Origin of the sequence: Streptomyces sp. NPDC047022 (assembly GCF_040644155.1) — a bacterium.
Taxonomy (GTDB): domain Bacteria; phylum Actinomycetota; class Actinomycetes; order Streptomycetales; family Streptomycetaceae; genus Streptomyces.
In genome coordinates, this window is record NZ_JBEYVV010000001.1 from 321966 (window position 1) to 343979 (window position 22014).

Annotated in this window: 19 protein-coding genes and 1 riboswitch; of the genes, 4 read left to right on the forward strand and 15 right to left on the reverse strand. The window is 71.4% G+C overall.

All coding sequences use genetic code 11. The annotated features are described in order from the left end of the window. Positions 1 to 2: 2 nt before the first annotated feature. The 6 genes from ABZ845_RS01455 to ABZ845_RS01480 all read right to left on the reverse strand — a co-directional run bounded on the left by ABZ845_RS01455 (position 3) and on the right by ABZ845_RS01480 (position 5333). Entirely contained in the window at positions 3 to 749 is a 747-nt protein-coding gene (locus ABZ845_RS01455; protein ID WP_360971681.1) for an endonuclease/exonuclease/phosphatase family protein, read from the reverse strand. A 76-nt stretch (positions 750 to 825) separates the two neighbouring features. Continuing rightward, positions 826 to 1779: an ROK family glucokinase gene (locus ABZ845_RS01460; protein WP_360971683.1), complete on the reverse strand. Its 954-nt coding sequence runs from the start codon at positions 1777 to 1779 to the stop codon at positions 826 to 828. A 459-nt stretch (positions 1780 to 2238) separates the two neighbouring features. Continuing rightward, a complete protein-coding gene (locus tag ABZ845_RS01465) occupies positions 2239 to 2643 on the reverse strand; it encodes a DUF5304 domain-containing protein (RefSeq protein WP_360971685.1) in 405 nt (134 codons plus the stop codon). A 55-nt stretch (positions 2644 to 2698) separates the two neighbouring features. Then, complete coding sequence (locus ABZ845_RS01470) at positions 2699 to 3877, reverse strand: ArsA-related P-loop ATPase (protein ID WP_360971687.1); 1179 nt, start codon at positions 3875 to 3877, stop codon at positions 2699 to 2701. A gap of 84 nt (positions 3878 to 3961) precedes the next feature. Beyond that, the gene (locus ABZ845_RS01475; RefSeq protein WP_360971689.1) at positions 3962 to 4405 is read right to left on the reverse strand and encodes an SRPBCC family protein; all 444 of its coding nucleotides are present in this window, start codon (positions 4403 to 4405) and stop codon (positions 3962 to 3964) included. A 130-nt stretch (positions 4406 to 4535) separates the two neighbouring features. Next, positions 4536 to 5333: a metallophosphoesterase gene (locus ABZ845_RS01480; protein WP_360971691.1), complete on the reverse strand. Its 798-nt coding sequence runs from the start codon at positions 5331 to 5333 to the stop codon at positions 4536 to 4538. Positions 5334 to 5652: 319 nt separating this feature from the next. On the opposite strand from ABZ845_RS01480, the gene ABZ845_RS01485 reads away from it, so the two are divergent. Further along, a complete protein-coding gene (locus ABZ845_RS01485; RefSeq protein ID WP_360971693.1) occupies positions 5653 to 7449 on the forward strand; it encodes an AMP-dependent synthetase/ligase in 1797 nt (598 codons plus the stop codon). 27 nt (positions 7450 to 7476) lie between these two features. On the opposite strand, the gene ABZ845_RS01490 is transcribed toward ABZ845_RS01485, so the two are convergent. Both ABZ845_RS01490 and ABZ845_RS01495 read right to left on the reverse strand, forming a co-directional pair. Beyond that, a complete protein-coding gene (locus ABZ845_RS01490; RefSeq protein ID WP_360971695.1) occupies positions 7477 to 9063 on the reverse strand; it encodes a GMC oxidoreductase in 1587 nt (528 codons plus the stop codon). 240 nt (positions 9064 to 9303) lie between these two features. After that, positions 9304 to 10446, reverse strand: a complete 1143-nt coding sequence (locus ABZ845_RS01495) for a glycosyltransferase family 4 protein (protein ID WP_360971697.1) — start codon at positions 10444 to 10446, stop codon at positions 9304 to 9306. 229 nt (positions 10447 to 10675) lie between these two features. Between ABZ845_RS01495 and ABZ845_RS01500 the strand changes: the two genes are divergently transcribed. Then, positions 10676 to 11908, forward strand: a complete 1233-nt coding sequence (locus tag ABZ845_RS01500) for a glycosyltransferase family 87 protein (protein ID WP_360971699.1) — start codon at positions 10676 to 10678, stop codon at positions 11906 to 11908. A gap of 48 nt (positions 11909 to 11956) precedes the next feature. On the opposite strand, the gene ABZ845_RS01505 is transcribed toward ABZ845_RS01500, so the two are convergent. From ABZ845_RS01505 to ABZ845_RS01525, 5 genes are all read right to left on the reverse strand, one after another. Beyond that, positions 11957 to 13177 carry a hypothetical protein gene (locus ABZ845_RS01505; RefSeq protein ID WP_360971701.1) on the reverse strand — a complete coding sequence of 407 codons (1221 nt, stop codon included), beginning with the start codon at positions 13175 to 13177 and terminating at the stop codon, positions 11957 to 11959. An 80-nt stretch (positions 13178 to 13257) separates the two neighbouring features. Next, entirely contained in the window at positions 13258 to 14271 is a 1014-nt protein-coding gene (locus ABZ845_RS01510) for an NlpC/P60 family protein (RefSeq protein WP_360971703.1), read from the reverse strand. Between the two features lie 221 nt (positions 14272 to 14492). Further along, positions 14493 to 15527 carry an NlpC/P60 family protein gene (locus ABZ845_RS01515; protein ID WP_360971705.1) on the reverse strand — a complete coding sequence of 345 codons (1035 nt, stop codon included), beginning with the start codon at positions 15525 to 15527 and terminating at the stop codon, positions 14493 to 14495. Between the two features lie 370 nt (positions 15528 to 15897). Next, positions 15898 to 17247, reverse strand: coding sequence for an NYN domain-containing protein (locus tag ABZ845_RS01520; RefSeq protein WP_360971707.1), 1350 nt, complete (start codon positions 17245 to 17247; stop codon positions 15898 to 15900). Between the two features lie 34 nt (positions 17248 to 17281). Then, on the reverse strand, positions 17282 to 17521 hold the full coding sequence (locus tag ABZ845_RS01525; RefSeq protein WP_360971709.1) for a hypothetical protein: 240 nt from the start codon (positions 17519 to 17521) through the stop codon (positions 17282 to 17284). A gap of 156 nt (positions 17522 to 17677) precedes the next feature. Here ABZ845_RS01525 and ABZ845_RS01530 point away from each other — a divergent pair, with 156 nt between their 5' ends. Next, positions 17678 to 18412 carry a rhomboid family intramembrane serine protease gene (locus ABZ845_RS01530; protein ID WP_360971711.1) on the forward strand — a complete coding sequence of 245 codons (735 nt, stop codon included), beginning with the start codon at positions 17678 to 17680 and terminating at the stop codon, positions 18410 to 18412. After that, the gene (locus ABZ845_RS01535) at positions 18409 to 18690 is read left to right on the forward strand and encodes an Lrp/AsnC ligand binding domain-containing protein (protein ID WP_351236348.1); all 282 of its coding nucleotides are present in this window, start codon (positions 18409 to 18411) and stop codon (positions 18688 to 18690) included. The genes ABZ845_RS01530 and ABZ845_RS01535 overlap by 4 nt, the downstream gene beginning before the upstream one ends. Positions 18691 to 19180: 490 nt before the next feature. Here the strand turns inward: ABZ845_RS01535 and ABZ845_RS01540 are convergent, their stop codons facing one another. Together ABZ845_RS01540 and trpD are read right to left on the reverse strand one after the other, a co-directional pair. Beyond that, positions 19181 to 20524: an aminotransferase class V-fold PLP-dependent enzyme gene (locus ABZ845_RS01540; protein WP_360971713.1), complete on the reverse strand. Its 1344-nt coding sequence runs from the start codon at positions 20522 to 20524 to the stop codon at positions 19181 to 19183. Between the two features lie 177 nt (positions 20525 to 20701). Beyond that, a riboswitch (SAM riboswitch) is annotated at positions 20702 to 20818 on the reverse strand. A gap of 106 nt (positions 20819 to 20924) precedes the next feature. After that, entirely contained in the window at positions 20925 to 21989 is a 1065-nt protein-coding gene (gene trpD / locus ABZ845_RS01545; protein ID WP_360971715.1) for an anthranilate phosphoribosyltransferase, read from the reverse strand. Positions 21990 to 22014 lie beyond the last annotated feature (25 nt).

Genomic DNA, 22014 nt, shown 5'->3' on the forward strand with positions numbered 1-22014 from the left:
TCCTATGAGGCGGAAACCCTGAGGGCGGCCAGGACCGGGAAGTGGTCGGAGGCCGCCCTCAGGTCCGCCTCCGTCACTCCCGGTTGACTCAGCGGGACTCCGCAGCCGAGGACCTCCACGCAGCTCGTGGTGAAGATCGCGTCGATGCGCCGGTGCGGGTCGGGTGGTGTCCAGGTGTACTCCGCGCCCCAGGGGGCGGCGGTGCGGGCGTCCCGCAGAGCGCTCGCCAGCCGTTCGAAGGCGGGGCCCTCCGGGGATTCGTTGAGGTCCCCGCCCGCGAGAACGTGCTCCACCCCCATCCCGGCGATCCGGTCCAGAAGCAGGCTCGCCTGCGCATACCGCTCTCGCTGCTCCAGGCTCAGATGAAAGCTGACGACACCGAGCCGGACACCGCCGAAGCCCACCACCGCCGTCGCGAAGCCCCTGCGGTGCAGCCCGGGGGTGAGCGGCAGCAGCACGTCCTCGGTGCGCTCGACGGTGGTGCGCAGCGAGCAGAGGACCGCGGGTCCCGCCGCCGTGGCACCCCCCGTGAGGATCACCAGGCCGGAGTCCGCCGCGAGCCGGGCCAGCTTCTTGTGCCAGCGGAAGAAGCGGGGGGCCTCCTGGACGAGCACGAGGTCGGGGGCGCAGGCGGTGATCACCCGGGCGAGGGCGTCGGTGTCGTCGCGCATCGAGCGGACGTTGTAGCTCAGCACGCGGACGACGGCGCGGCCGTCGGGTTCGGTGCTGGAGTCGGGCAGCAGCGCCATGCCGATCAATGTACGCCCAGCCCTGTGCCCGTTGGAGGGCTCGGGGCTGGGCGCACGCCGTCCTGCGCGGATCGGGCTACATGATCGGGTCGGGCTCCCGGGCCAGGTCCGCGGCGCCGACGAGCCCCGCCTCGTTGCCCAGCCGGGCCGCGATGACGTCGGCTACCGGGCGCCAGTTGCCCCCGACCAGCCAGCGCTTGTACGACTTGCGGATCGGGTCGAGGACGAGCTCGCCCTCGTCCGAGAGGCCGCCGCCGACGATGAAGGCGGACGGGTCGAAGAGCGAGGCCAGGTCGGCCAGGCCGGCACCGGCCCAGCGGGCGAGTTCACGGTAGGAGTCGACGGCCACCGGGTCGCCCTGGCGGGCCGCCATGGAGATGTGCTTGCCCTCGATGCCCTCGGGCGTGCCGTCACCGAGCGAGAGCAGCAGTTCGGCGTGCTCGGGGGTGGCGTTGGCCCGCTGCTTCGCGTACCGCACGAGGGCGCGGCCGGAGGCGTACTGCTCCCAGCAGCCCTGCGAGCCGCAGCCGCACAGCAGGCCGTCCGGGACCATCCGGATGTGGCCGAACTCGGCGGCCACGCCGAAGTGGCCGCGGCGGAGCTTGTTGCCGATGATGATCCCGCCGCCGAGGCCGGTGCCGAGCGTGATGCAGATGACGTTGCGGTGGCCCTTGCCCGCGCCGAACTTGTACTCGCCCCAGGCCGCCGCGTTGGCGTCGTTCTCCACGACCACCGGGAGGCCCACGCGGGCCTCGACCTTCTCCTTGAGCGGCTCCTGGCGCCAGTCGATGTTGGGGGCGAAGTAGACCGTGGAACGCTGACGGTTGACGTATCCGGCGGCACCGATCCCGACACCGACGATCTCGTGTCCCACGCGGGCGCCCTCGACGGCTGCGGCGATGGCATCCACGATGGCCTCCGGCGTGGCCGGGGTCGGCACCTTGTGGGTCGAGAGGATGTTTCCTTCCTCGTCGACCACACCGGCCGCGATCTTCGTGCCGCCGATGTCGACGCCGATGGTGAGTCCCATGAATCCCTCAGTTTCGGTCGAGCCCCGCTACGGCCCACCGTACCCGAGCGGTCTGACGCCCGTCGGGCGCGGCTCGGGGCGTCGTCCCTGCGGGTGCGCGCGGGTTTTCGCGCAGTTCCCCGCGCCCCTGAAGGGACAGCTCCCGGCGCACACCGACCCGCGGACCGGCAGTGGTTTTCGCGCAATTCCCCGCGCCCCTGATGGGTGACCACCCGCACGACGACCTGCGGGTCCACCGTGGCCTTTCGCGCAGTTCCCCGCGCCCCTGTCCCCAGCCGGCCCACGACGCACCCGCAGGGGACAACGCATCGCAACCGACCCGACAGGGGCGCGGGGAACTGCGCGACAAGCCACCACACACCCGCAGGGGACAGCGCGAGGGACAGTCGCAGAACGGCAGAACAGGGGCGCAGGACATCGCCGGCTCACGGCTTGGCCGCGCGGGCGCGAAACGGACTCTCAGTCGAGATCGATCCGCTCGCCCGGCCCCTGGTCACCCCCGGACGGTCCGGTCCAGCGTCGTTCCTGGGCCTCCACCGCGGAGCGGTACGCCGCCAGCAGTTCGGAACCGGCGGCCGCCAAGTGGTCGAAGACCTCCGGGTTGCGCTCGATCACCGGTTCCACCGCGGCCTTGGCCTGCTGGACCGCCTGCTGCACCACGCCGGAGGCGGCGGCGCCGAACAGCGGCGTCTGCAGCCCGGACAGCTTGTCCGCGACGGCGTCGACCAGCTTGCGCAGCTCCTCGGCCGCCGAGCCGGGCGGACGGCCGTACTCGGCGCGTCGGCGGCCCTTCTCCGCAGCGAGATCCTCGGCGCACGCCTTCGCCCATGCGTCGGCGTCGGACGTGGGACTCTCTTCGCTCATGGCGGACTCCTGACTGCGGTTCGTACTCCCGACGTTACCCGAACGGGGGTACGTGTCACATGCCGCGAGGCCACAGCTCCGGATCAGGGGTGAAGCGGATCCGCAGCTCACCGTCGCGCAGGGCCGCACCGTTCACGCTGCAGCGCCGCAGGGCCGACGGGAGCGTGAGGATCCGGCGGAAGGGACCGGCGGTCACGACGAGTTCGTCGCCGCGCCGTACCAGGTCCAGTTCGTCGCGTATCGCTCCGGGCAGCGGAATGTGCCACACCAGCACACCGTCCTCGGCGAGCCGGTCCGCCACGGGCCACTCGACCGGGGCGGGCGACGGATTGACGGCCGGGGCGGCGAGAGCGGCGAGGTCGTCGGCGCCGCGCGGATCCCGCCCGAGGTGCGGGACGGAGTGCACACCGTCCGTGCCGTACGCGCCCTGCCACTCCTCCAGGGCCTTGCGCTGCTGCGCGGCCAGCCCCGCGAACCAGGCGTCCTGTCCGCTGTCGGGCAGGACACGGTTCGCGATCAGCACCTCGGGGCGCAGAGCACGCAGCGCCAGGCCGAGGACGGCGGCGTCCACCTCGTCGGCTCCGGCCGGACCCGGCTCCGCGACCAGCCACACCCCGGTCGCACGGTCGGTGAGCACGGCCTCGACGGCTGCCAGCTCGACGTCCCAGCGCGCGGCGGTCTCGTAGAGCCGGTCGGCGGGCATCGGGACGCCCGCGAGCCGGCCGAGGACGGGCCGCAGGGCGCGGGCGGCCTGTTTCTCCGGCGGGAGCAGACGGCGCAGGTAGCGGCGCAGCTCCTCGGGAAGGGCGAGCAGGGCGAGGGCCCCCGGGGCCGGGGGCAGGTCGACGATGAGCAGGTCGTACGCCTCGGAGAGCGCGGCGTCGCGCAGGGCGCGCAGCAGGGCGAGTTCCTCGGCGCCGGGCAGAGGGGTGAGTTCCTCGGCGTCCAGGCGGGCGGCGCCGAGGAGTTCCAGGGCTCCGGCCGCGCGGTCCTGGAAGGCGACGAGGTCGTCACGGAAGTGGGCGGCCGCGTCCGGGCGCCAGAGGGTGAGGTCCGGGGCGGCCTCGACGGGGGTGGCACCGGTGGGGACCCCGAACACGGATCCGAGGGAGTCCGTCCGGTCGGCGCTGAGCACGAGGGTGCGGGTGCCCTGGCGGGCGGCCTCCAGCGCGGTGGCCGCGGCGACGGTGGTCCGGCCGGAGCCGCCGGGGCCGGTGATCAGGATGGTGCGCATGGGGGTGAACGCTACCCGGACCGGGCCGGCCGGCCGAGCAGGGCACCTGCCGGGCCGGGCGGCGTCCTCGCTGCCTTTCCCGCGCTACTCGTCCCCAGCCTCCACGCGCTTCTTCAGCCCGGCGAGCGCCCGGTCGATGATGACCTTCTCGGCCTTGCGCTTGATCATGCCGAGCATCGGGATCTTGACGTCCACCGTCAGCCGGTAGGTGACCTCCGTGCCGCCCGCGCCCGCCGGCTTCAGCAGGTACGACCCGTCCAGGGAGCGGAGCATCTGGGACTTGACCATGGTCCACGAGACCTCGCTGTCACCGGTCCAGGTGTAGGCCAGGGTCTGGTCGTCCTTGATGGCTCCCGCGTCCATCACCAGGCGCACCTGTTCGGCACGGCCCCGCGCGTCCGTCGAGAGGACCTCGGCCTCCTTCACCTCGCCCGTCCAGTCCGGGTAGCGCGCGAAGTCGGCGATCACCCGCATGACGTCGGCCGGAGCCGCCTCGATCGTGATGCTCGAGCTGGTGTGTTCCGCCATCGCCGTGGCTCCTCCAGATGCGGTCCGGTCGGGGAGGGTTGTGCGCGCGTGCGCACGCATGTGCAGCGTGAAGGCTACCGTGCACGTGTGGGGCCGCTACCACCCCACCTGGGGTTCGGCCACCGGGCGCTCACCATTCCAGCGCCCAGGGCCTTCCGGTGCCCGCGAAGTGCCCCACATTGACGCATTCCGTCGCCCCGATCCGCATCCGCCGCGCCAGCGGCTGGTGGACATGGCCGAAGAGCGAGTAGCGCGGGCGGGTACGGCGGATGGCCTCCAGCAGGGCGCGGCTGCCGCGCTCGAAGCGGCGCGCGACGGTGTCGTAGACCAGTTCCGGCACGTCGGGCGGGATATGGGTGCACAGCACGTCGACCTCCCCGAGCGCCTCGATCTTCGCCGCGTACTCCTCGTCGCTGATCTCGTACGGGGTCCGCATGGGTGTGCGCAGGCCCCCGCCGACGAAGCCGAAGGTCCAGCCGCCGATCTCCACCCGCTGGCCGTCCAGCACGGTCGTGCCCGAGCCGGCGAATTCCGGCCACAGGGCGGGGATGTCCACATTGCCGTAGGTCGCGTACGTCGGAGTGGGGAACGCGGCGAACAGCTCGGCGTACTGCCTGCGGACCGCCTTCTCGATCGTCGCGAAGCGGTCGCCGCCGACACCTGCCCACAGCGAGGCGCCGAACGCCCGGGCCTCCTCGAAGCGGCGGGCGGTGCGCAGTTCGACCAGCCGGTCCGCGCTCTCCTTGCCGAACAGGTCGGGGAAGATCCCGCGCGAGTGGTCGGCGTAGTCGAGGAACAGCACCAGGTCGCCGAGGCAGATCAACGCGTCCGCGCCGTCTCCGGCGGCGGCCAGGTCGCGCGCGTTGCCGTGCACGTCGCTGACCACGTGGACGCGCGTTCTGTGGTTGCCGACCGGTGTGGGTGCCATGTCGATCAAGCGTAAGGGTGTGCGGCATTGGTGAACAGTGGCGGGTGGACCTGCGGTTACTGGTCAGTCTGGAAATCGGTGGACTACTGTGCGCGAAGGAGCACCCGGGGCGTGTGACGCATGGAACATCTCACCGGGACCCCCTGTCGTAGAGGCCATACCGGCGGGTAACGTCCGGGCAGTCCAGTTGTGCACAAAATTTCAGCCAACGGCTCCCCGGAGGGAACGTGGCGGGAGTCGTGCGCATCCGCCCCAGCCTTGGACCGCACCGTCGATCACACAGAGTCGTGGCGTCGGCGCCCTATGAGGAGCAGCAGTCTTGCGCGAGTTCAGTCTTCCGGCTTTGTACGAGGTCCCTGCCGACGGCAACCTGGCCGACATCGTCCGCAGAAACGCCGCGCAGCATCCCGACGTCGCCGTCATGGCCCGCAAGGTGGACGGTGCCTGGCAGGACGTCACCGCGACCACTTTCCTGGCCGAGGTACGGGCGGCGGCCAAGGGCCTCATCGCCTCCGGTGTGCAGCCGGGCGACCGCGTGGGCCTGATGTCCAGGACCCGCTACGAGTGGACGCTCCTCGACTTCGCGATCTGGAGCGCGGGCGCGGTCACCGTGCCTGTGTACGAGACCAGCTCGCCGGAGCAGGTCGAGTGGATCCTCAGCGACTCGGGCGCGACGGCCTGCATCGTGGAGCTGGACGCGCACGCCGCCGCGGTCGAGTCGGTCCGCGACCGGCTGCCCGCCCTCAAGCACGTCTGGCAGATCGAGGCCGGGGGCGTGGAGGAGCTGGGCAACCTCGGCAAGGACCTCAGCGACGCGACGGTGGAGGAGCGCAGCTCCCTCGCCAAGGCCGACGACCCGGCCACCATCGTCTACACCTCCGGCACCACCGGGCGCCCCAAGGGCTGTGTGCTCACCCACCGCGCCTTCTTCGCCGAGTGCGGCAACATCGTGGAGCGGCTGCGGCCCCTGTTCCGTACGGGCGAGTGCTCCGTGCTCCTCTTCCTGCCGCTCGCGCATGTCTTCGGGCGCCTCGTGCAGATCGCGCCGATGATCGCGCCGATCAAGCTGGGCTGTGCCCCGGACATCAAGAACCTCACCGATGAACTGGCCGCGTTCCGGCCGACGCTGATCCTCGGTGTGCCGCGGGTCTTCGAGAAGGTCTACAACTCGGCGCGCGCCAAGGCGCAGGCCGACGGCAAGGGGAAGGTCTTCGACAAGGCGGCGGACGCGGCGATCGTCTACAGCCGTGCCCTGGACACCCCGTCCGGTCCCTCCCTGGGCCTGAAGATCAAGCACAAGACCTTCGACAAGCTCGTCTACAGCAAGCTGCGCGCCGTACTGGGCGGTCGCGGCGAGTACGCGATCTCCGGCGGTGCCCCGCTGGGCGAGCGCCTCGGCCACTTCTTCCGCGGTATCGGCTTCACGGTGCTCGAGGGCTACGGCCTCACCGAGTCCTGCGCGGCCACCACCTTCAACCCCTGGGACCGCCAGAAGATCGGCACGGTGGGCCAGCCGCTGCCGGGTTCCGTGGTGCGCATCGCCGACGACGGCGAGGTGCTGCTGCACGGCGATCACCTGTTCAAGGGGTACTGGAACAACGAGGCCGCGACCGCCGAGGCGCTGGCCGACGGCTGGTTCCACACCGGTGACATCGGCACCCTGGACGAGGACGGCTACCTCAAGATCACCGGCCGGAAGAAGGAGCTCATCGTCACCGCGGGCGGCAAGAACGTCGCCCCTGCCGTGATCGAGGACCGCATCCGGGCGCACGCGCTGGTCGCGGAGTGCATGGTGGTGGGCGACGGGCGGCCGTTCGTGGGCGCGCTGGTCACCGTCGACGAGGAGTTCCTGGGCCGCTGGGCCGCCGAGCACGGAAAGCCGGCGGGTTCCACCGCGGCGTCGCTGCGCCAGGACCCGGATCTGATCGCTGCGATCCAGGAAGCGGTCGACGACGGCAACGCCGCGGTGTCGAAGGCGGAATCGGTGCGGAAGTTCCGCATCCTCCCCTCCCAGTTCACCGAGGAGTCGGGCCACCTCACGCCGTCCCTGAAGCTCAAGCGCAATGTGGTGGCGCGGGATTACGCGGACGAGATCGAGGCCATCTACCAGAAGTAAGCCAGGCAGCGGGGCCCCGGCCTCACATCATGACGCGGTGTCCTCGGCGAGGACCCGCGTCATGGTGCGTTCCGCGAGCGCGGTGATGGTGAGGAACGGGTTGACACCGATGTTGCCCGGTACGAGGGAGCCGTCGGTGACATACAGCTTCGGGTATCCCTTGACGCGGCCGTAGTCGTCGGTCGCCTTGCCGAGGACGCAGCCGCCGAGCGGGTGGTAGCAGAAGTCGTCGGCGAAGACCTTGCTGCTCGAGCCGAACAGGTCGTACCGGTAGATCGTGAAGTTGGCCAGGTTGATCCGGTCGAACAGTTTCTTGGCCATGTTCACGGAGACGGCGCTCTGGGCAGCGGTCCAGCCGAGTTTCGCGGAGTCCGTCGCCGGGTCGTAGGTGAACGACGCCCGCTGCGGGTTCTTGGTGATCGCGAGGTACAGGCTGATCCAGTGCTCTATGCCCATGGGCAGCGGAGCGATCTCGGCGAACACGGGGTTGTCGGCGTTGGCCCAGTCGTCGATGCCGAGGACGGGGATGGTGGCCTCGTTGGCACCCACCGTGTCCCACACATGGTTGGCACGGCCGAGCATCACATTGCCGTTGGTGCCCCAGCCGGTGCCGACGCTCGGGTCGAGGGCGGGCAGGGCGCCCGTCTCCCGTGCGCGCAGCAGCAGTTCGGTGGTGCCGAGGCTGCCCGCGCCGAGGAAGAGGTACGTACAGGAGTACTGCTTGGTCTCCACGACCTTGCCGGTGGTGTCGATCCGGTCGGCGGTCAGCACATACGACCCATCGGCCGCGCGCTGTATCGCCTTGACCCGCTCCAGGGTGTTGATGGTGACGTTGCCGGTGCCGAGCGCGGAGGCCAGATAGGTCTTGTCGAGGCTGCGCTTGCCCGCGTTGTTGCCGTAGATGACCTCCCCGGCGAGCGCGGACTTGGTGGCCGTGCCGGCGGCCTCACGCTGCATGTAGTCGAAGTCGTAGACGTTGGGCACGAAGGTGGTCTTCAGGCCCGCGTTGGACGCGGCCTTGCGTGAGATACGGGCGAACCTGTACCACTCCGTCGATTCGAACCAGTTCGGGTCGATGGTGTTGACGCCCAGCATGGTGCGGGCGCGGGGGAAGTACGTGGAGTACATCTCGGTGGCGTCGACGGTGGGGAACTGCTCGCCGAAGTAGGACTGGAGGGGGGTGACGGCCATCCCTCCGTTGACGAGGGAGCCGCCGCCCACGCCCCGGCCGACATACACGGACATGTTGTCGTAGTGCACGCGGTCCAGGACGCCGGGGTAGGAGGAGATGTTCCTGTTGACGACGTCCAGCCACAGGAAGGTGGCGAGCGGCGCCTCGGTGCGGGTGCGGAACCACATGGATCTCTGGTCCGGGGCGCTGGTGGAGCAGAACACCTTTCCGTCGGAGCCGGGGGTGTTCCACAGCCGGCCCATCTCCAGGACGAGGGTGCGGATTCCGGCCTGTCCGAGCCGGAGGGCTGCCACGGCGCCGCCGTAGCCGGAGCCGATGACGATGGCGGGGGCGGACTGGACAGCCGCGGGCTCGGCCGCGTGGGCGGACTGAAGTCCGACACGGGTGAACCCCAGGGTGGCGGCCGTCTGGAGGGCTGCCATACCGAGGATTTGACGTCTAGTCAGGTGACGGTGCGTCAGTTTTTCTGTCATGCGCGCAGCATCGGCGGAGGTTCTCGTTCCGGCTAGAGGTTGTGCCGGTTTTTTGCGCCAACCTGGGTCTTTATGCCAACCTGAGTGCCGCGTTCCTGCTAGGATCCCGCGCCCTTCACGGGGGCGCGACGCGCCTCATGAAGGGCGCATTGACCGGCGCAAAGACCCGCCATGGGCCCGCGGATGCCGTCACAGCAGGTTCCGGAGCCTCTCGGCCAGCAGGTCCCAACGCCACTTCTGTTCGACCCACTCGCGGCCCCGCTCCCCCATCCTGCACCGCAGTTCGGGGTCACCGAGCAGGGTGACGATACGGTCGGCGCACTCCTCGGCGGAGCCGCCCCGCACGACCCAGCCGGTCTCCCCGTCGAGCACCGCGTCCGGCGCGCCGCCCGAGTCGCCTGCGACCACGGGCAGCCCCGTAGCGGACGCCTCCAGGTACACGATGCCGAGCCCCTCGACATCCAGTCCCCCACGGCGGGTACGGCACGGCATCGCGAACACGTCGCCCGCCCCGTAGTGCGCCGGAAGCTCCGACCAGGGGACGGCGCCGGTGAAGCGGACCGCGTCCGCGACCCCGGTCTCGCGTGCGAGCCGCCGCAGATCGTTCTCGTAGGGGCCGCCCCCGACGATCAGCAGAACCGCCTCGGGCTCCTTGGCCAGGATCGCGGGCATCGCCTCGATAAGGGTGTCCTGGCCCTTGCGCGGCACCAGCCGGGAGACACAGACCACCACCGGTCGGTCCGCGAGGCCCAGCCGGGCACGTACCTCGTCGCCGCCCGACCCCGGGTGGAAGGTCCGCTCGTCGACGCCCGGCGGCAGCTGCGCCATCCGCCCGGCGGCCTCGGGCGTGAGCGCGGAGGCGATACGCGAGCGCGTGTACTCACCGAGGTAGGTGATCGTGTCCGTGGACTCGCCGATCCGGCGCAGCAGCTGCCGGGCCGCGGGCAGCTGGGCCCACCCCGCCTCATGGCCGTGCGTGGTGGCCACGATCCGCCGCGCCCCCGCCCGCCGCAGCGCCGGCGCCATCAGGCCGAGCGGTGCCGCCGCCCCGAACCACACCGACGCACAGCCGTGCTCCCGCAGCAGCCCCACGGCCCGCCGGGTCGCGCCCGGCGTCGGCAGCAGCATCGTCGTCCGGTCCCGTACGACGGTGAACGGCTGCTCCGCGTCGAAGGCCGCCGTCGCCCGGGCGCCCTCGTGGCCGCGCTTCCAGGTGGAGGCGTAGACGACGATCCGCTCGGGGTCCAGGCGCAGCGCCATGTTGTGCAGGAATGCCTGGATGCCGCCCGGACGGGGAGGGAAGTCGTTGGTCACGATCAGGGTCTTGTGCATCGCCCACGACACTACCGAACGGCCACCGGACGGCAGGCGCGCACCGCCATCGGAGGGAGGGCGCGCCCGGACGAAAGCCGTAAAACGCAACCCGGGCGAAGGTCCGACCGTCTTCACAGTCGCGCACGGCCGCGCTTCTTCGCCCCGGCACGGTCCGGCGGGAGAACATGGCCGGGCACGGCGGACGGCGGCTCGGGATGCGCGAGGACACAGGACAGGGGCTCAGAAGGTGGACACAACGGGCGCACGGCGGTTCCCGTTCTGGCTGATCGCCACGTGGAGTGTGTCCAGACTCGGCCTGCTGCTCTTCGTCTTCAAGGTCCTCGTCTTCCCGGGCCCCGACGTGACCACCGACGTCTCCGTGATCTACCAGAGCTGGTACGACATCCTGCGCACCGGGACGTTCCCGCGGGACGACGTGACCTGGCAGTACCCGCCGGCCGCCGCGCTGGCCGTGCTCTCCCCCGCGCTGCTGCCGTTCCTCGACTACGCGCGGGCCTTCTTCGTGCTCGCCTTCCTCGCCGATCTGGCGGTCTTCTGCCTGCTCCTGTACACGGGCGCGCGTCCCGGCAGGACACTGCGCGGCGCATGGGCGTGGGCGCTCGGCCTCGCCCTGCTCGGCCCCACCGTGTACGCGCGCTACGACCTGATGGTGACGGCGGTGGCGGTCGCCGCGCTGCTGGCGGGGCCGCGCCGGCCGCGGGCGTTGGGGGCGCTCGTGGGCTTCGGGGCGATGCTGAAGGTGTGGCCCGCGCTGCTGCTGGCGGGTGCCACCGCGCGCCGGGCGTGGATCTCGGCCGCGGCGACGGCGGGCGGCCTGGCGCTGCTGTTCTCCCTGACGATGCCCGGCGCGCTCTCCTTCCTGACCGCCCAGCGCGACCGCGGCACCGAGATCGAGTCACTGGGCTCCCTGGTCTTCCATGTGGCCCGGCACTTCGGCTGGAAGGGCCAGGTGCTGCTCAACTACGGCTCGGTCGAGTTCCTCGGCCCCTACGTCGACTGGGTCAGCGCGGCGGCCCTGTTCCTGACCGTGACCGCCTTCGGCTGGCTGCTGCTGTGGCGGATGCGGGTGCGACGAATGCCGCCGCACGCGCCCGCCGAGGCGGCCTTCGTCGCGGTCCTGATGTTCACGGTCACCAGCCGGGTGATCAGCCCGCAGTACCTGGTGTGGCTGGTCGGCCTGGCGGCCGTCTGCCTGTGCTTCCGCGGCAGCCGGATGGCACTGCCCGCCGCGCTGGTCCTGGCCGCCTGCCCGGTCACGGTCATGGAGTTCCCGCTCCACTTCGTGGACGTCGTCGCCAGCGACAAGCTGGGGGTCGCGCTCCTCCTCACCCGCAACGGCCTGCTGCTGCTCGCCGCGCTGACCGCCGCCCAGCGGCTGTGGCGCGGCACGGTCTCGCGCCCGGCCCCGACCGTGCCGCCCCAGACCACCCCGGCCCGGGAGTCCCTCACCCGCTCCTGAGGGCGGTGTACGAGCGCTGCCGAACCAGGCTGCCGACCATGACGGCTCTCAGCCCAGCTGCGCCCTCAGATACGCGCGCCACTGCTCGGTGAACTTCTCCAGGGTCGTTCCCAGGACCTTTCGCAGCGCGTCCTCCACCGCGCCCTCGCGTTTCCGGTGGTCACCCACCGCGCGATAGAACTCGCCGAGCCGGACCTCGCCCCAGCGGTCGGCGATCAACCGGCAGGCCATCCAGCCGCCCTCGTACGCCTGCGCGAGCGTGCCCGCGTCTCCGGTGAAGGCGAAGTCCGCGTCCTTGGGCAGTGCCGCGGGCACCCGCCCCTGGACGACGGAGCGGCCGAGTTCGGGGGCCACCTGCGCGGGCGTACGGCCGCTGCCCCGGTAGCCGGCCCAGTCCGCGTACCCCTCCGAGAGCCACAGAGGGGTGGCGGCCGAGGTGTGGGCGCGGGTGGCCACATGAGTGGTCTCATGCGTGAGCACGACCTGTTTGCCCAGGTCGCTGAGCACCCTGTACGCGTCCGGGTTGACGATGATCCGGTCCGCGGGGGCCTGGGCCGTGCCGCCCGCCTCGCCGGTGGTCACGGCCGCGATCCCCTGGTACCGGGAGGCCGGGGAGCCGAGCAGCCCCGCCATCCCGTCGAGGGAGCGCGGTACGAGCACCACGACGTGGCCCGGCCAGTCGGTGCCCCAGGCCCCGGTGACGGCGGGCACCGCCCGGTCGGCCAGGCGCGCGTACTCCCGCAGGAGGTCGCCTGACTGCCCGACTCCGAGGACGAGACTGTGCGCCCCGCGGGCCACCTCGACCGTGCCCTGCTCCCACAGCTGCTGGTCGGCCTTCTTCGCGGGCTCGTCGGAGCTGACGTACCAGCGTCCCTTGGTGAGGACCAGCCGCAGTGCGCGGGCGGTGGTGACCGGCGCCCGGTCGTAGCCCTTGATCCGGTACAGCAGTTCGGCGTCGGCGGTGGCCCGGTCGCCGGTGCGGTGCAGGGAGGTCAGGCGGTACGACCAGGAGGCGAGCGGTACGGCGCGCAGGTGGTCGAACTCAGCGGCGGCGTCCGAGGGGTGACCCGGGGTACCGGCGGCCGGCGGCTCGGTCGCGAGGAAGGCGGGGCGGTCGTGCGTGAGGAGTGCCGTCGCCCGGCGGTCGAGGACCTGCTGCACGGCGGCCGGTCGGGCGCCGGAAGCGGGCCGGCCGGCACAGTCGGCGGAGCCGGCCAGCAGCAGCGCACAGCCCGCCAGTATCCCCGCGACACGCCTGCGACCAGCCATCTTCCGATCGTACGCGTCGGCCCGGTCCACTGGCGGCGCCGTGGTCAGTGCCTTCAGAACCTTCGGGGCCTTCAGGGCCTTCAGGGTCTGATGACCGCGGAGACCGGCAGCATCCCGACCGCGTCGTAGCGCACCGCGGCCCCCGGATGGGGCGCGTGGATGACCCGGCCGCCGCCGACGTACATCGCGACATGGCTCGCGTCCGCGCGGTAGACGACCAGGTCACCGGGCCGGGCCTGGGAGAGCGGCACCCGGTGGCCGGCGTACTGCTGCTCCTGCGAGGTGCGCGGCAGCCCGATGCCCGCGTGCCGGTACGACCACTGCATCAGGCCCGAGCAGTCGAAGCCGCCGGGCCCGGTGGCGCCCCACACATAGGGGCGGCCGAGCGCGGAGCGGGCCGCCGCGACGGCTGCCGCGGCGCGGGAGTCGGTTGGTACGAGGCTGTTGAGGTCGGGCAGGTCGCCACCGGAGCGGGAGGCCCGGTCGTAGGCGGCGCGCTCGGTGACCGGCAGGGAGTTGAGCAGCCGCTGCGCGGTGGCGAGCTTCCGCTCCACGGTCCGCTTGTGCCGTACGACGGCCCTGCGGGACCTGTCCAGTTCGGCGAACTCATCGGCGGCCACCGTGCGTTCCTGGGCCAGCTCCCTCAACGCGCCCTGGAGCTCCTTGAGCTGACCGGCCTGACGGTCGCCGATCCGGTCGAGTGCGGCCGCCCGGTCGAGATAGTCGGCCGGATCGTCCGACAGCAGCAGGGCGAGGGTGGTCGCGATGCCCCCGGAGCGGTACTGGGCTCCGGCGAGCGTCCCGAGCGCGTTCCGCATGGCGTTGACGCGGTCCTGCTCCCGGGCGATGCGGTCCTGCGCCAGGCCGACGCGCCGGCGCAGCGCACCGGCGTGCTCCCGGGCCTGGTTGTACGCCTCGGTGGCCTGCTCGGCCTCCTGGTACAGCCGATCCACCGTGGCGCGGGGGTCACGCGGCTCGGCGTGTGCCGGTGCGGCACCGAAGGCCGTGGCCGCCGCGGCGGCGGACAAGACGGCGGCTGTGGCGCCGCGGCCCCGGCCGAGGCCGGACGGTGCTGGGCGGCGATGGGACCCCACGACCGGTCGCACTCCCTTCCGCTGACTGACCCCCGCCACCCGGCGAGGGAAACGCGGCAGACAGTAGCCGGGCGATCACGCGGGAACCAAAGCGCGGGACGGGTCCGGACACGGCGGCACCCCGCCGCTGACGCAGGTCATCGACGGGGTGCGGGGTCAGCGGGGACCGCTGGAATTCGCCCGTTCGGGCGGCGGCCCGAGCCTGACACCGAGCGGCAGGCTCAGACGCGGACGCCGAACTCGAACGTCATGTCGCTCATCGCCTCGTAGCGCACGTTGGCACCGGTGTGCGGCGCGTGCAGCACCTGGCCGTTGCCCGCGTACAGGCCGACGTGGTGCAGGTCGCCGAAGAAGAGCACCAGGTCGCCGACCTGGAGGTCGGCCTGGTTGTAGATACGGGTGCCGACGTTGGCCTGCTCCTGCGACGTGCGCGGGATGGTGACGCCCGCCTGGGCGTAGGCCCAGGAGGTCAGACCGGAGCAGTCGAAGGTGCTGGGGCCCGTGCCGCCGTACTGGTACGGGACGCCGATCATGCGCTGCGCGGCGGCGAAGGCCGCGCCGGCCCGGCCGGAGCCGACACCCGGGTTGCCGCTCAGGGCGGTGCGCGCACTCGCGCGGCTCGCGCGCTCCTGGTCGGCCTGGAGAGCGGCCCGCTCTTGGGCGGTGAGGCTGTTGAGGACCTTCTGGGCGGCGGCGAGCTTGTCCTGGACCTGCTGCTTGTTCTTGCCCAGCTGGGTGCGGGTGGCGGCGAGGTCCTTGAGCTTGTCGGTGGCTTCCTGCCGCTCCTGGGACAGCTCGCGCTGCTTCTCCTGGATCTTCTTCAGCGCCTCGACCTGCTGGCTGCTGAGCTGGTCGAGCGTGGACGCCTTGTCCAGGTAGTCGTCCGGGTTCGAGGAGAGGAAGAGCTGCACGGAGGGGTCGATGCTGCCGGTGCGGTACTGGGCACTGGCCATCGTGCCTATGCCGTCACGCAGCTTGTTCAGCTCGTCCTGACCGCGGGCGACCTTGTCCTGGAGAGTGGAGATCTCCTTCTCCAGCGTGGCCTGCTTCTCCTTGGCCCCGTCGTACGCCTCGGTGGCTTTCTCCGCCTGCTGGTACAGGTCGTCCACCTTGGACTTGACTTCATCCTTGCTGGGCTTCGCGCTGGGGGCCGCGTTGGCGGCCTGCGCGCTGAGGGCCATGGCAGCGGCGGCGGCGGTGGTGAGCACGGTCACACGGGCGCGGCTCGGCTGCTTGGGTCGACGGTGGGACGCCACGAAGGCGAGCTCCTTCTTCCTTCAGCCGCCTACCGACACGCCGGCGGGCGGTGCCCTCCACCGTCACTCCTCATGAGTGATCACCCGAGCGGAGGTTCGAGCCATGACCCTAGTGACCCTCTCGTGATCAGTTCAAATCCTCGCGTCAAAAATTCCCGTCACCGTGCGCATTCTTTGCACTGAACTCACATGCAGTGATTTCGGCTTGACGCTACGTTGCGTGAAGGTTTCGCCAATTCGGGCAACTCAGACGGATGTTGCGCTTGGCGCGTACGTTGCCCTTGGGGCGTAGAGGGGCAGAGGGGATCAGGCCCGAAGTGAACGTAAAGCCGAGGGCGATTTACCCAACAGGCATCACCTATGCCCGTTTTCAGCCGCGAGTGAGACGCCTGAGCAGCATCACCGAAGCGACCGGGCGCGCGCCTGCCTTGGCGACCCCGTCGGCCACCTCGCGGTCGGTGGAGGCGACGATGACCGGCCGCCCCGGTGGCTCCGCGCGCACCAGCTGGCGGATCAGCTCATCCGCGGTGACGCCCGGCTTGGAGAACAGCACCCGCACCCCGCGCGGGGGCGCGAGCAGCACGGGGGCAGCCAGTTCGGCCCCGTCGAAGACGCAGGTGACTTCGGCGCCGGTCTGCGCGGCGAGCTGAGAGAGCTGTCCCAGCAGCCGCAGCCGCTGCTTCTCCAGGGGCATCTGCGGATAGCCGGTCTTGGTGACGTTGTAGCCGTCGACGACCAGATGCGCCTGCGGGAGCGCGAGCAACTGGTCGAGGATCGCCGGGTCGTTCTCGGACAGCGCGCGGGCCGCGATGTCCTTCGGCGTCATCCGCCCCGGCTCGACCGCGTCCACGGTCTCGGCGGGCCGTACGGAAACCGGTGGCAGCGCCAGTTCCCGCCGCAGCCCCTGGGCCGCGTCCAGCACGGTGTCCAGGAGCAGCCGTACCCGCATGTCCTCGACACTGCGGCCCTCGCGCGCCGCCCTGCGGGTGGCCTCCAGAGTGGCCTCCGCCTCGCTGAGGCGCGCCTTGAGCCGTCTGCTCTCGCTCTCGGCTGCGGACAGCTGCGTCTGCCCCTCCCCGCGCACGGCCTCGATCTCGCCCCGGGCCTTGCGCAGCGCGGCCTCGCCGCGCTTGACGTCACTGAGGGCGGCACGCAGTTTGCGGTGAAGCGATTCGGCATCCCTGCGCGAGGACTCCAGCTCCGCGCGCAGCCGTTCGGTCTCGGCGCGGGTGTGTTCGCGGGCCGCCGCCAGTTCGGCGCGCAGTCGCTCCAGTTCGGCCCGGCTCTCGTCGTCGGCGCGCTCGGCGTCCGCGCGCTGGGCCTCCTCGCCCGCGGCGGTCACCAGCTTCACCCAGCCCACGGGGCGCAGCACATAGGCGGCCGCGGCCACATCGAGCGGGTCCGCGGCCGGGGGCGGTGAACCGGAGTCCAGGGCTCCGGCCAGCTCCGGCTGGGCCTCCCTGAGCTTCTCCGCGATACGCTGCCGGAACAGACCGTCCGCCTCCAGGCCCGCCGCCATGGCGTTGCCGGCGAACTTGGCCCGGCGGCTCGGGGTGAACCGGGCATACTGCCGCAACTGCGCGGGCAGTTCGCTGAGGGTCAGCCCACCGAAGCCGTCGGACACGATCTGTACGACGCGGCGCCTGACACCGTCGGGCAGCGGACGGTCGAGCACCTCAGCGGTGCCGTCGGCCGGCTCCCCGCCTGCGGTCTCCACCATCCGTCACCCCACCATCCGTGCGGGGCCGTCTCCCTCAGGAGCCGGCACCCGGCCTGTCCACGAGTTCCACCTGGTCCACCGCGTTGCACCAGCGGCAACGCACCGATTCGATGGTCTCACTGACCACCTCACGCTCTTCCACCTTGGGCTCACCGCCCAGATCCAGGTGCATGTACTCGACGACCTTGGACGAGCGCGTGACGTCGAAGCGGGTGAGGTTGCCGCACAGCGTGCAGCGCCAGCGGGTCGTCTCCGTCGGCAGAGGAACCGTCATCGTGGCTGCTCTTCCTTCTTCCAGTCTCCGTGATGCGCCAGCTTCCCTGGAGCGTGTGGCTCGTAACCCTACGGCCTGCCGGGTACCCCTCGCCCGCCCGTATCGCGCGGCGAGGCGCTCTGTACCGGTCGGTCCCCTTACGCCATGCTCTGTTCCATGATCAGCACATGGAGCAGGGCGGTCACCGGAGCCCTGCGGGGACATCCGTCGCCGGTGACATACGGGCTGATCGCCCTGTGCTGTCTGATCTTCATCATGAGCCCGGTCTCCGGACTGAACCGGGTGTACGGCACCGGGGAGGCACTGCTGGAGGCACAGCGGGCCTACTTCGCCCGCTGGGGCGTGGTGCCCGCGGAACTGTTCACGGGAGCCCCACGGGCTGCGCTCACCCCCGCGACGGCGCTGTTCGTGCACGGCAGCTGGGTGCATCTGCTGGGGAACATGCTCTTCCTCTACGTCTTCGGGGCGATGGCGGAGGAACGGATGGGCCACCTGGAGTTCGCGCTGTTCTACCTGGGCTGCGGCTGCCTGGCACTGCTCGGGTACGCGGCGGCCAACGCCGCGTCCGCGCGGACGCTGGTCGGGGCGTCCGGGGCGATCTCCGCGGTGCTCGGCGCGTTCCTGTTCCTCTTCCCCAAGGCCAGGGTGACCAGTCTCTTCCCGTTCCTCTTCTTCCTACCGCTGCGGTTCCCCGCCTGGGTGGTACTGCCCTTCTGGGCGGCCCTCCAGTGGATGGCGGCGAACCGGGCGGCCGAGGGTCCGGGTGTCGCCTACCTCGCCCATCTGATCGGCTTCAGCCTGGGCTTCGTCTACGCGGGGTTGCGCTACGGACGTAAGAGTAGGGTGAAGGCGCCAGTCCAGGCCGCCCCCGAGGGAGAACACCAGCCGTGATCACCGCGATCGTGCTCATCAAGACCAGCGTGGACCGGATTCCCGAGATCGCCGAGTCGATCGCGGCGCTGGACTCCGTCAGTGAGGTGTTCTCGGTGACCGGGACGTACGACCTCGTCGCGATGGTGCGGGTGAAGGCGCACGATGACCTGGCGGACGTCATTCCGGGGCGGATCAGCAAGATTCCGGGGGTGCTGGGTACCGATACGCACGTCGCGTTCCGTACGTACTCCCAGCACGACCTTGAGGCGGCGTTCGCCATCGGCCTGGACAACTAGCCACTCCACGAGGGGGTGTGGCCGCCTCTGCGCAGTTCCCCGCGCCCCTGTCAAACTCGCTTCGGTACGTCGTCACCTGCGGGCGCGTGGTGGTTTTTCGCGCAGTTCCCCGCGCCCCTGTCGAACCCGCTCCGGTACGTCGTCGCCTGCGGGTCCGCGGTGGGCATTCGCGCAGTTCCCCGCGCCCCTGTCGAACCCGCTCCGGCGCGTCGACTCCCGCGGGTCCGCGGTGGGCTTTCGCGCGGTTCCCGGCACGTCTGGCCCGCAGGCAACGACGCACGAAAAGTGCGCGTTGCCAGGGGCGCGGGGAACTGCGCGAATGCCCACCGCGAACCCGCAGACTGCGACGCACCGCCAGGACGGGCATATAGGGGCGCGGGGAACTGCGCGAAAAACCACCACCCACCCGCACACGGCGACGCACCGCAGCCACGGGCCCGCAGGGTGCGGCGCGTACCGCCGGCGGGGCGAGATCGTGGTGCCGTCGCGGCTAGCGGACGAGGACGCAGCGCCCCGACTCCGTGCGGTACGTCCACTTCGCACCGCTGCGCACCAGCTCCGCAACCGCGCGGATGAAGCGGTCCACATGCTCCTCGGGAGTACCCGCACCGAAGCTCACCCGGATCGCCGCCTCGGCCGAGGCACCGCACTCGCCCTGCGCCCGCCGGTCACCCCCCAGCAGCACCCGCACCAAGGGATGCGCGCAGAACAGGCCGTCGCGGACGCCGATGCCGTACTCCGCGGACAGCGCCGCGGCGAAGTGGGAGCTGTTCCAGTCCTCGACCACGAAGGAGATCACGCCCACGCGCGGCGCGTCCTCACCGAAGAGGGAGAGCACCCTGACGCCGGGGACCTCCGCGAGCCCCTCCCTCACCCTGCGGATCAGGTGCTGCTCGCGGTCGACCAGCGCCTCGAAGCCCGCCTCGGTGAGGGCCTTGCAGGCGGAGGCGATGGAGTAGGCGCCGATCACGTTCGGTGAGCCCGCCTCGTGCCGGGCGACGCTCTCGTGCCACTCCACGTCCACGCCTCCGTCGGCGCGCCGGGCGACCTTGCGGCTGGCACCGCCGCCCGCGAGGTACGGCCCGGCTTCGCGCAGCCAGTCGGCGCGGCCGGCCAGGACGCCCGAGCCGAAGGGGGCGTACAGCTTGTGGCCGGAGAAGGCGACCCAGTCCACGCCGAGGTCCCGGACCGAGACGGGGTGGTGGGGTGCCAGCTGGGCGGCGTCCAGGACGATACGGGCGCCGTGGGCATGGGCGGCCCGGGCCAGCTCGCGTACGGGCCACAGCTCGCCGGTGACGTTGGAGGCGCCGGTGACGCAGACCAGGGCCGGGCTGTCGTGCGGGTCGCGGTCTCCGAGGGCGCGTTCCAGGGTCCGTACGGCCTGCTCCGGGCTGCGCGGGGCGTCCAGGACGGTGACATGGGTGTCCTGCCACGGCAGCAGTGCGGCGTGGTGCTCGGTCTCGAAGACGAAGACCTGGCAGCCGGCGGGGAGGGCAGTGGCGAGAAGGTTCAGGGAGTCCGTGGTCGACCGGGTGAAGACCACCTGGTCGTCGGGGCGGCAGTCGAGGAACTCCGCCACGGTCGTGCGGGCGTTCTCGAAGAGGTCGGTGGACAGCTGGGACAGGTATCCGGCGCCGCGGTGGACGCTGCCGTAGTACGGCGCGTATGCCGCCACGTCGTCCCAGACCCGCTGGAGCGCCGGGGCGCTGGCCGCGTAGTCAAGGGCGGCGTAGGAGACCTCGCCGCCGGTGACGAGCGGTACGGTGACATCCCGGCCCAGAACGGGCAGCGGGGCACAAACGGACTGGGCGACGGCAACGGTGGAGACAGACATGGGTGCACTCCCGTGAAGGCATGGGGCCGCCGTGCCGGACAGCGCGCACGCGGCTGCGTCAACGGCACGGGGAAAGGTGAGAAGAAGGGGATGCGGAGGCGGGGCTCTGCGGCCCTAGCGCATTCGCTTCATCACGGGAGGCTCCCTCGAACGACCAGGACCCCTGGTGACGCGAGGGGTCCGCGCTTGCCGCAGACCTCGCTGCCTGCGGCCTGGTCCTCACCCGGGGCACCCCGCCACGGACGGAGGGTTGCCGGACAGCCGGCCGGGGCCGAATGGCTGTCGCTCATGACCTGTGAAGGACGCTACGGGAGGTGATCGGCCGCCCGCAACTTCTGTCCGGATGGCGGGACCGCCGGGACACCGGGGGAACCGGTGTCCCGGCGCGCGCCGGCGCCCGCTACGCGTTGCTCGCGGCCACCCAGCGTTCCAGGGTCCGCCGGGCGGCCCCCGAGTCGATCGACTCCGCGGCCTTTCGCATGCCCGCCCGGATCTGGTCCGCCAGCGGGCCGTCACCCGGCTCCAAGGCCACCAGGGCAGCCGCGGAGTTCAGCAGTACGGCGTCTCGGACCGCGCCCGTCTCGCCGTCGAGCAGGCGCCTGGCGACCTCGGCGTTGTAGGCGGCGTCGGCGCCCCGCAACGCCTCGACGGGCACGAGTTCGAGGCCGACGTCCCGGGGGTCGAAGGACTCCTCGGAGACCTTGCCGTCGCGCACCACCCACACCCGGGAGGTGGCGGTCGTCGTCAGCTCGTCCATTCCGTCGTCGCCCCGGAAGACCAGGGAGGAGTTGCCGCGTTCCGCGAAGACTCCCGCGACGATCGGCGCCATTCTTGGGTCGGCGACACCCACCGCCTGTGCCTTCACCTTCGCCGGGTTCGTCAGCGGCCCCAGGGCGTTGAACGTCGTACGGATGCCCAGCTGTCCGCGTGCAGCGGCCACATGCCGCAGCGCGGGGTGGAACTTCACCGCGAAGCAGAAGGTGATCCCGGCCTCCTCCGCGACCTCCGCCACCCGCTGCTGCGTCAGCTCCAGATTGACCCCGAGCTTCTCCAGCACGTCCGAGGACCCGGACGCGGAGGACGCGGCCCGGTTGCCGTGCTTGACGACCTTCGCGCCCGTGCCTGCCACCACGATCGAGGACATGGTGGAGATGTTCACCGTCTTCGCGCCGTCGCCGCCCGTGCCGACGATGTCGACGGTCGCTCCGGGCACCTCGATGACGTTCGCGTGCTCGTACATCGCGCGGACGAGCCCGGTGATCTCCTCGACCGTCTCGCCCTTCGCGCGCAGGGCCACCATGAACCCGGCGATCTGCGCGTCCGTGGCCTCGCCGCGCATGATGCGGTCCATGGCCCAGGCCGTGTCGTCCGCGCTCTGGTCGCGGCCCTCCAGCAGACCGTTCAGCACCTGGGGCCAGGAACGGGCCGCCGCGGTGTTGCCTCCAGCGGGGGTCACAGCGCTCATAGGCCGCTCCTGGGTCGGTGTCCCC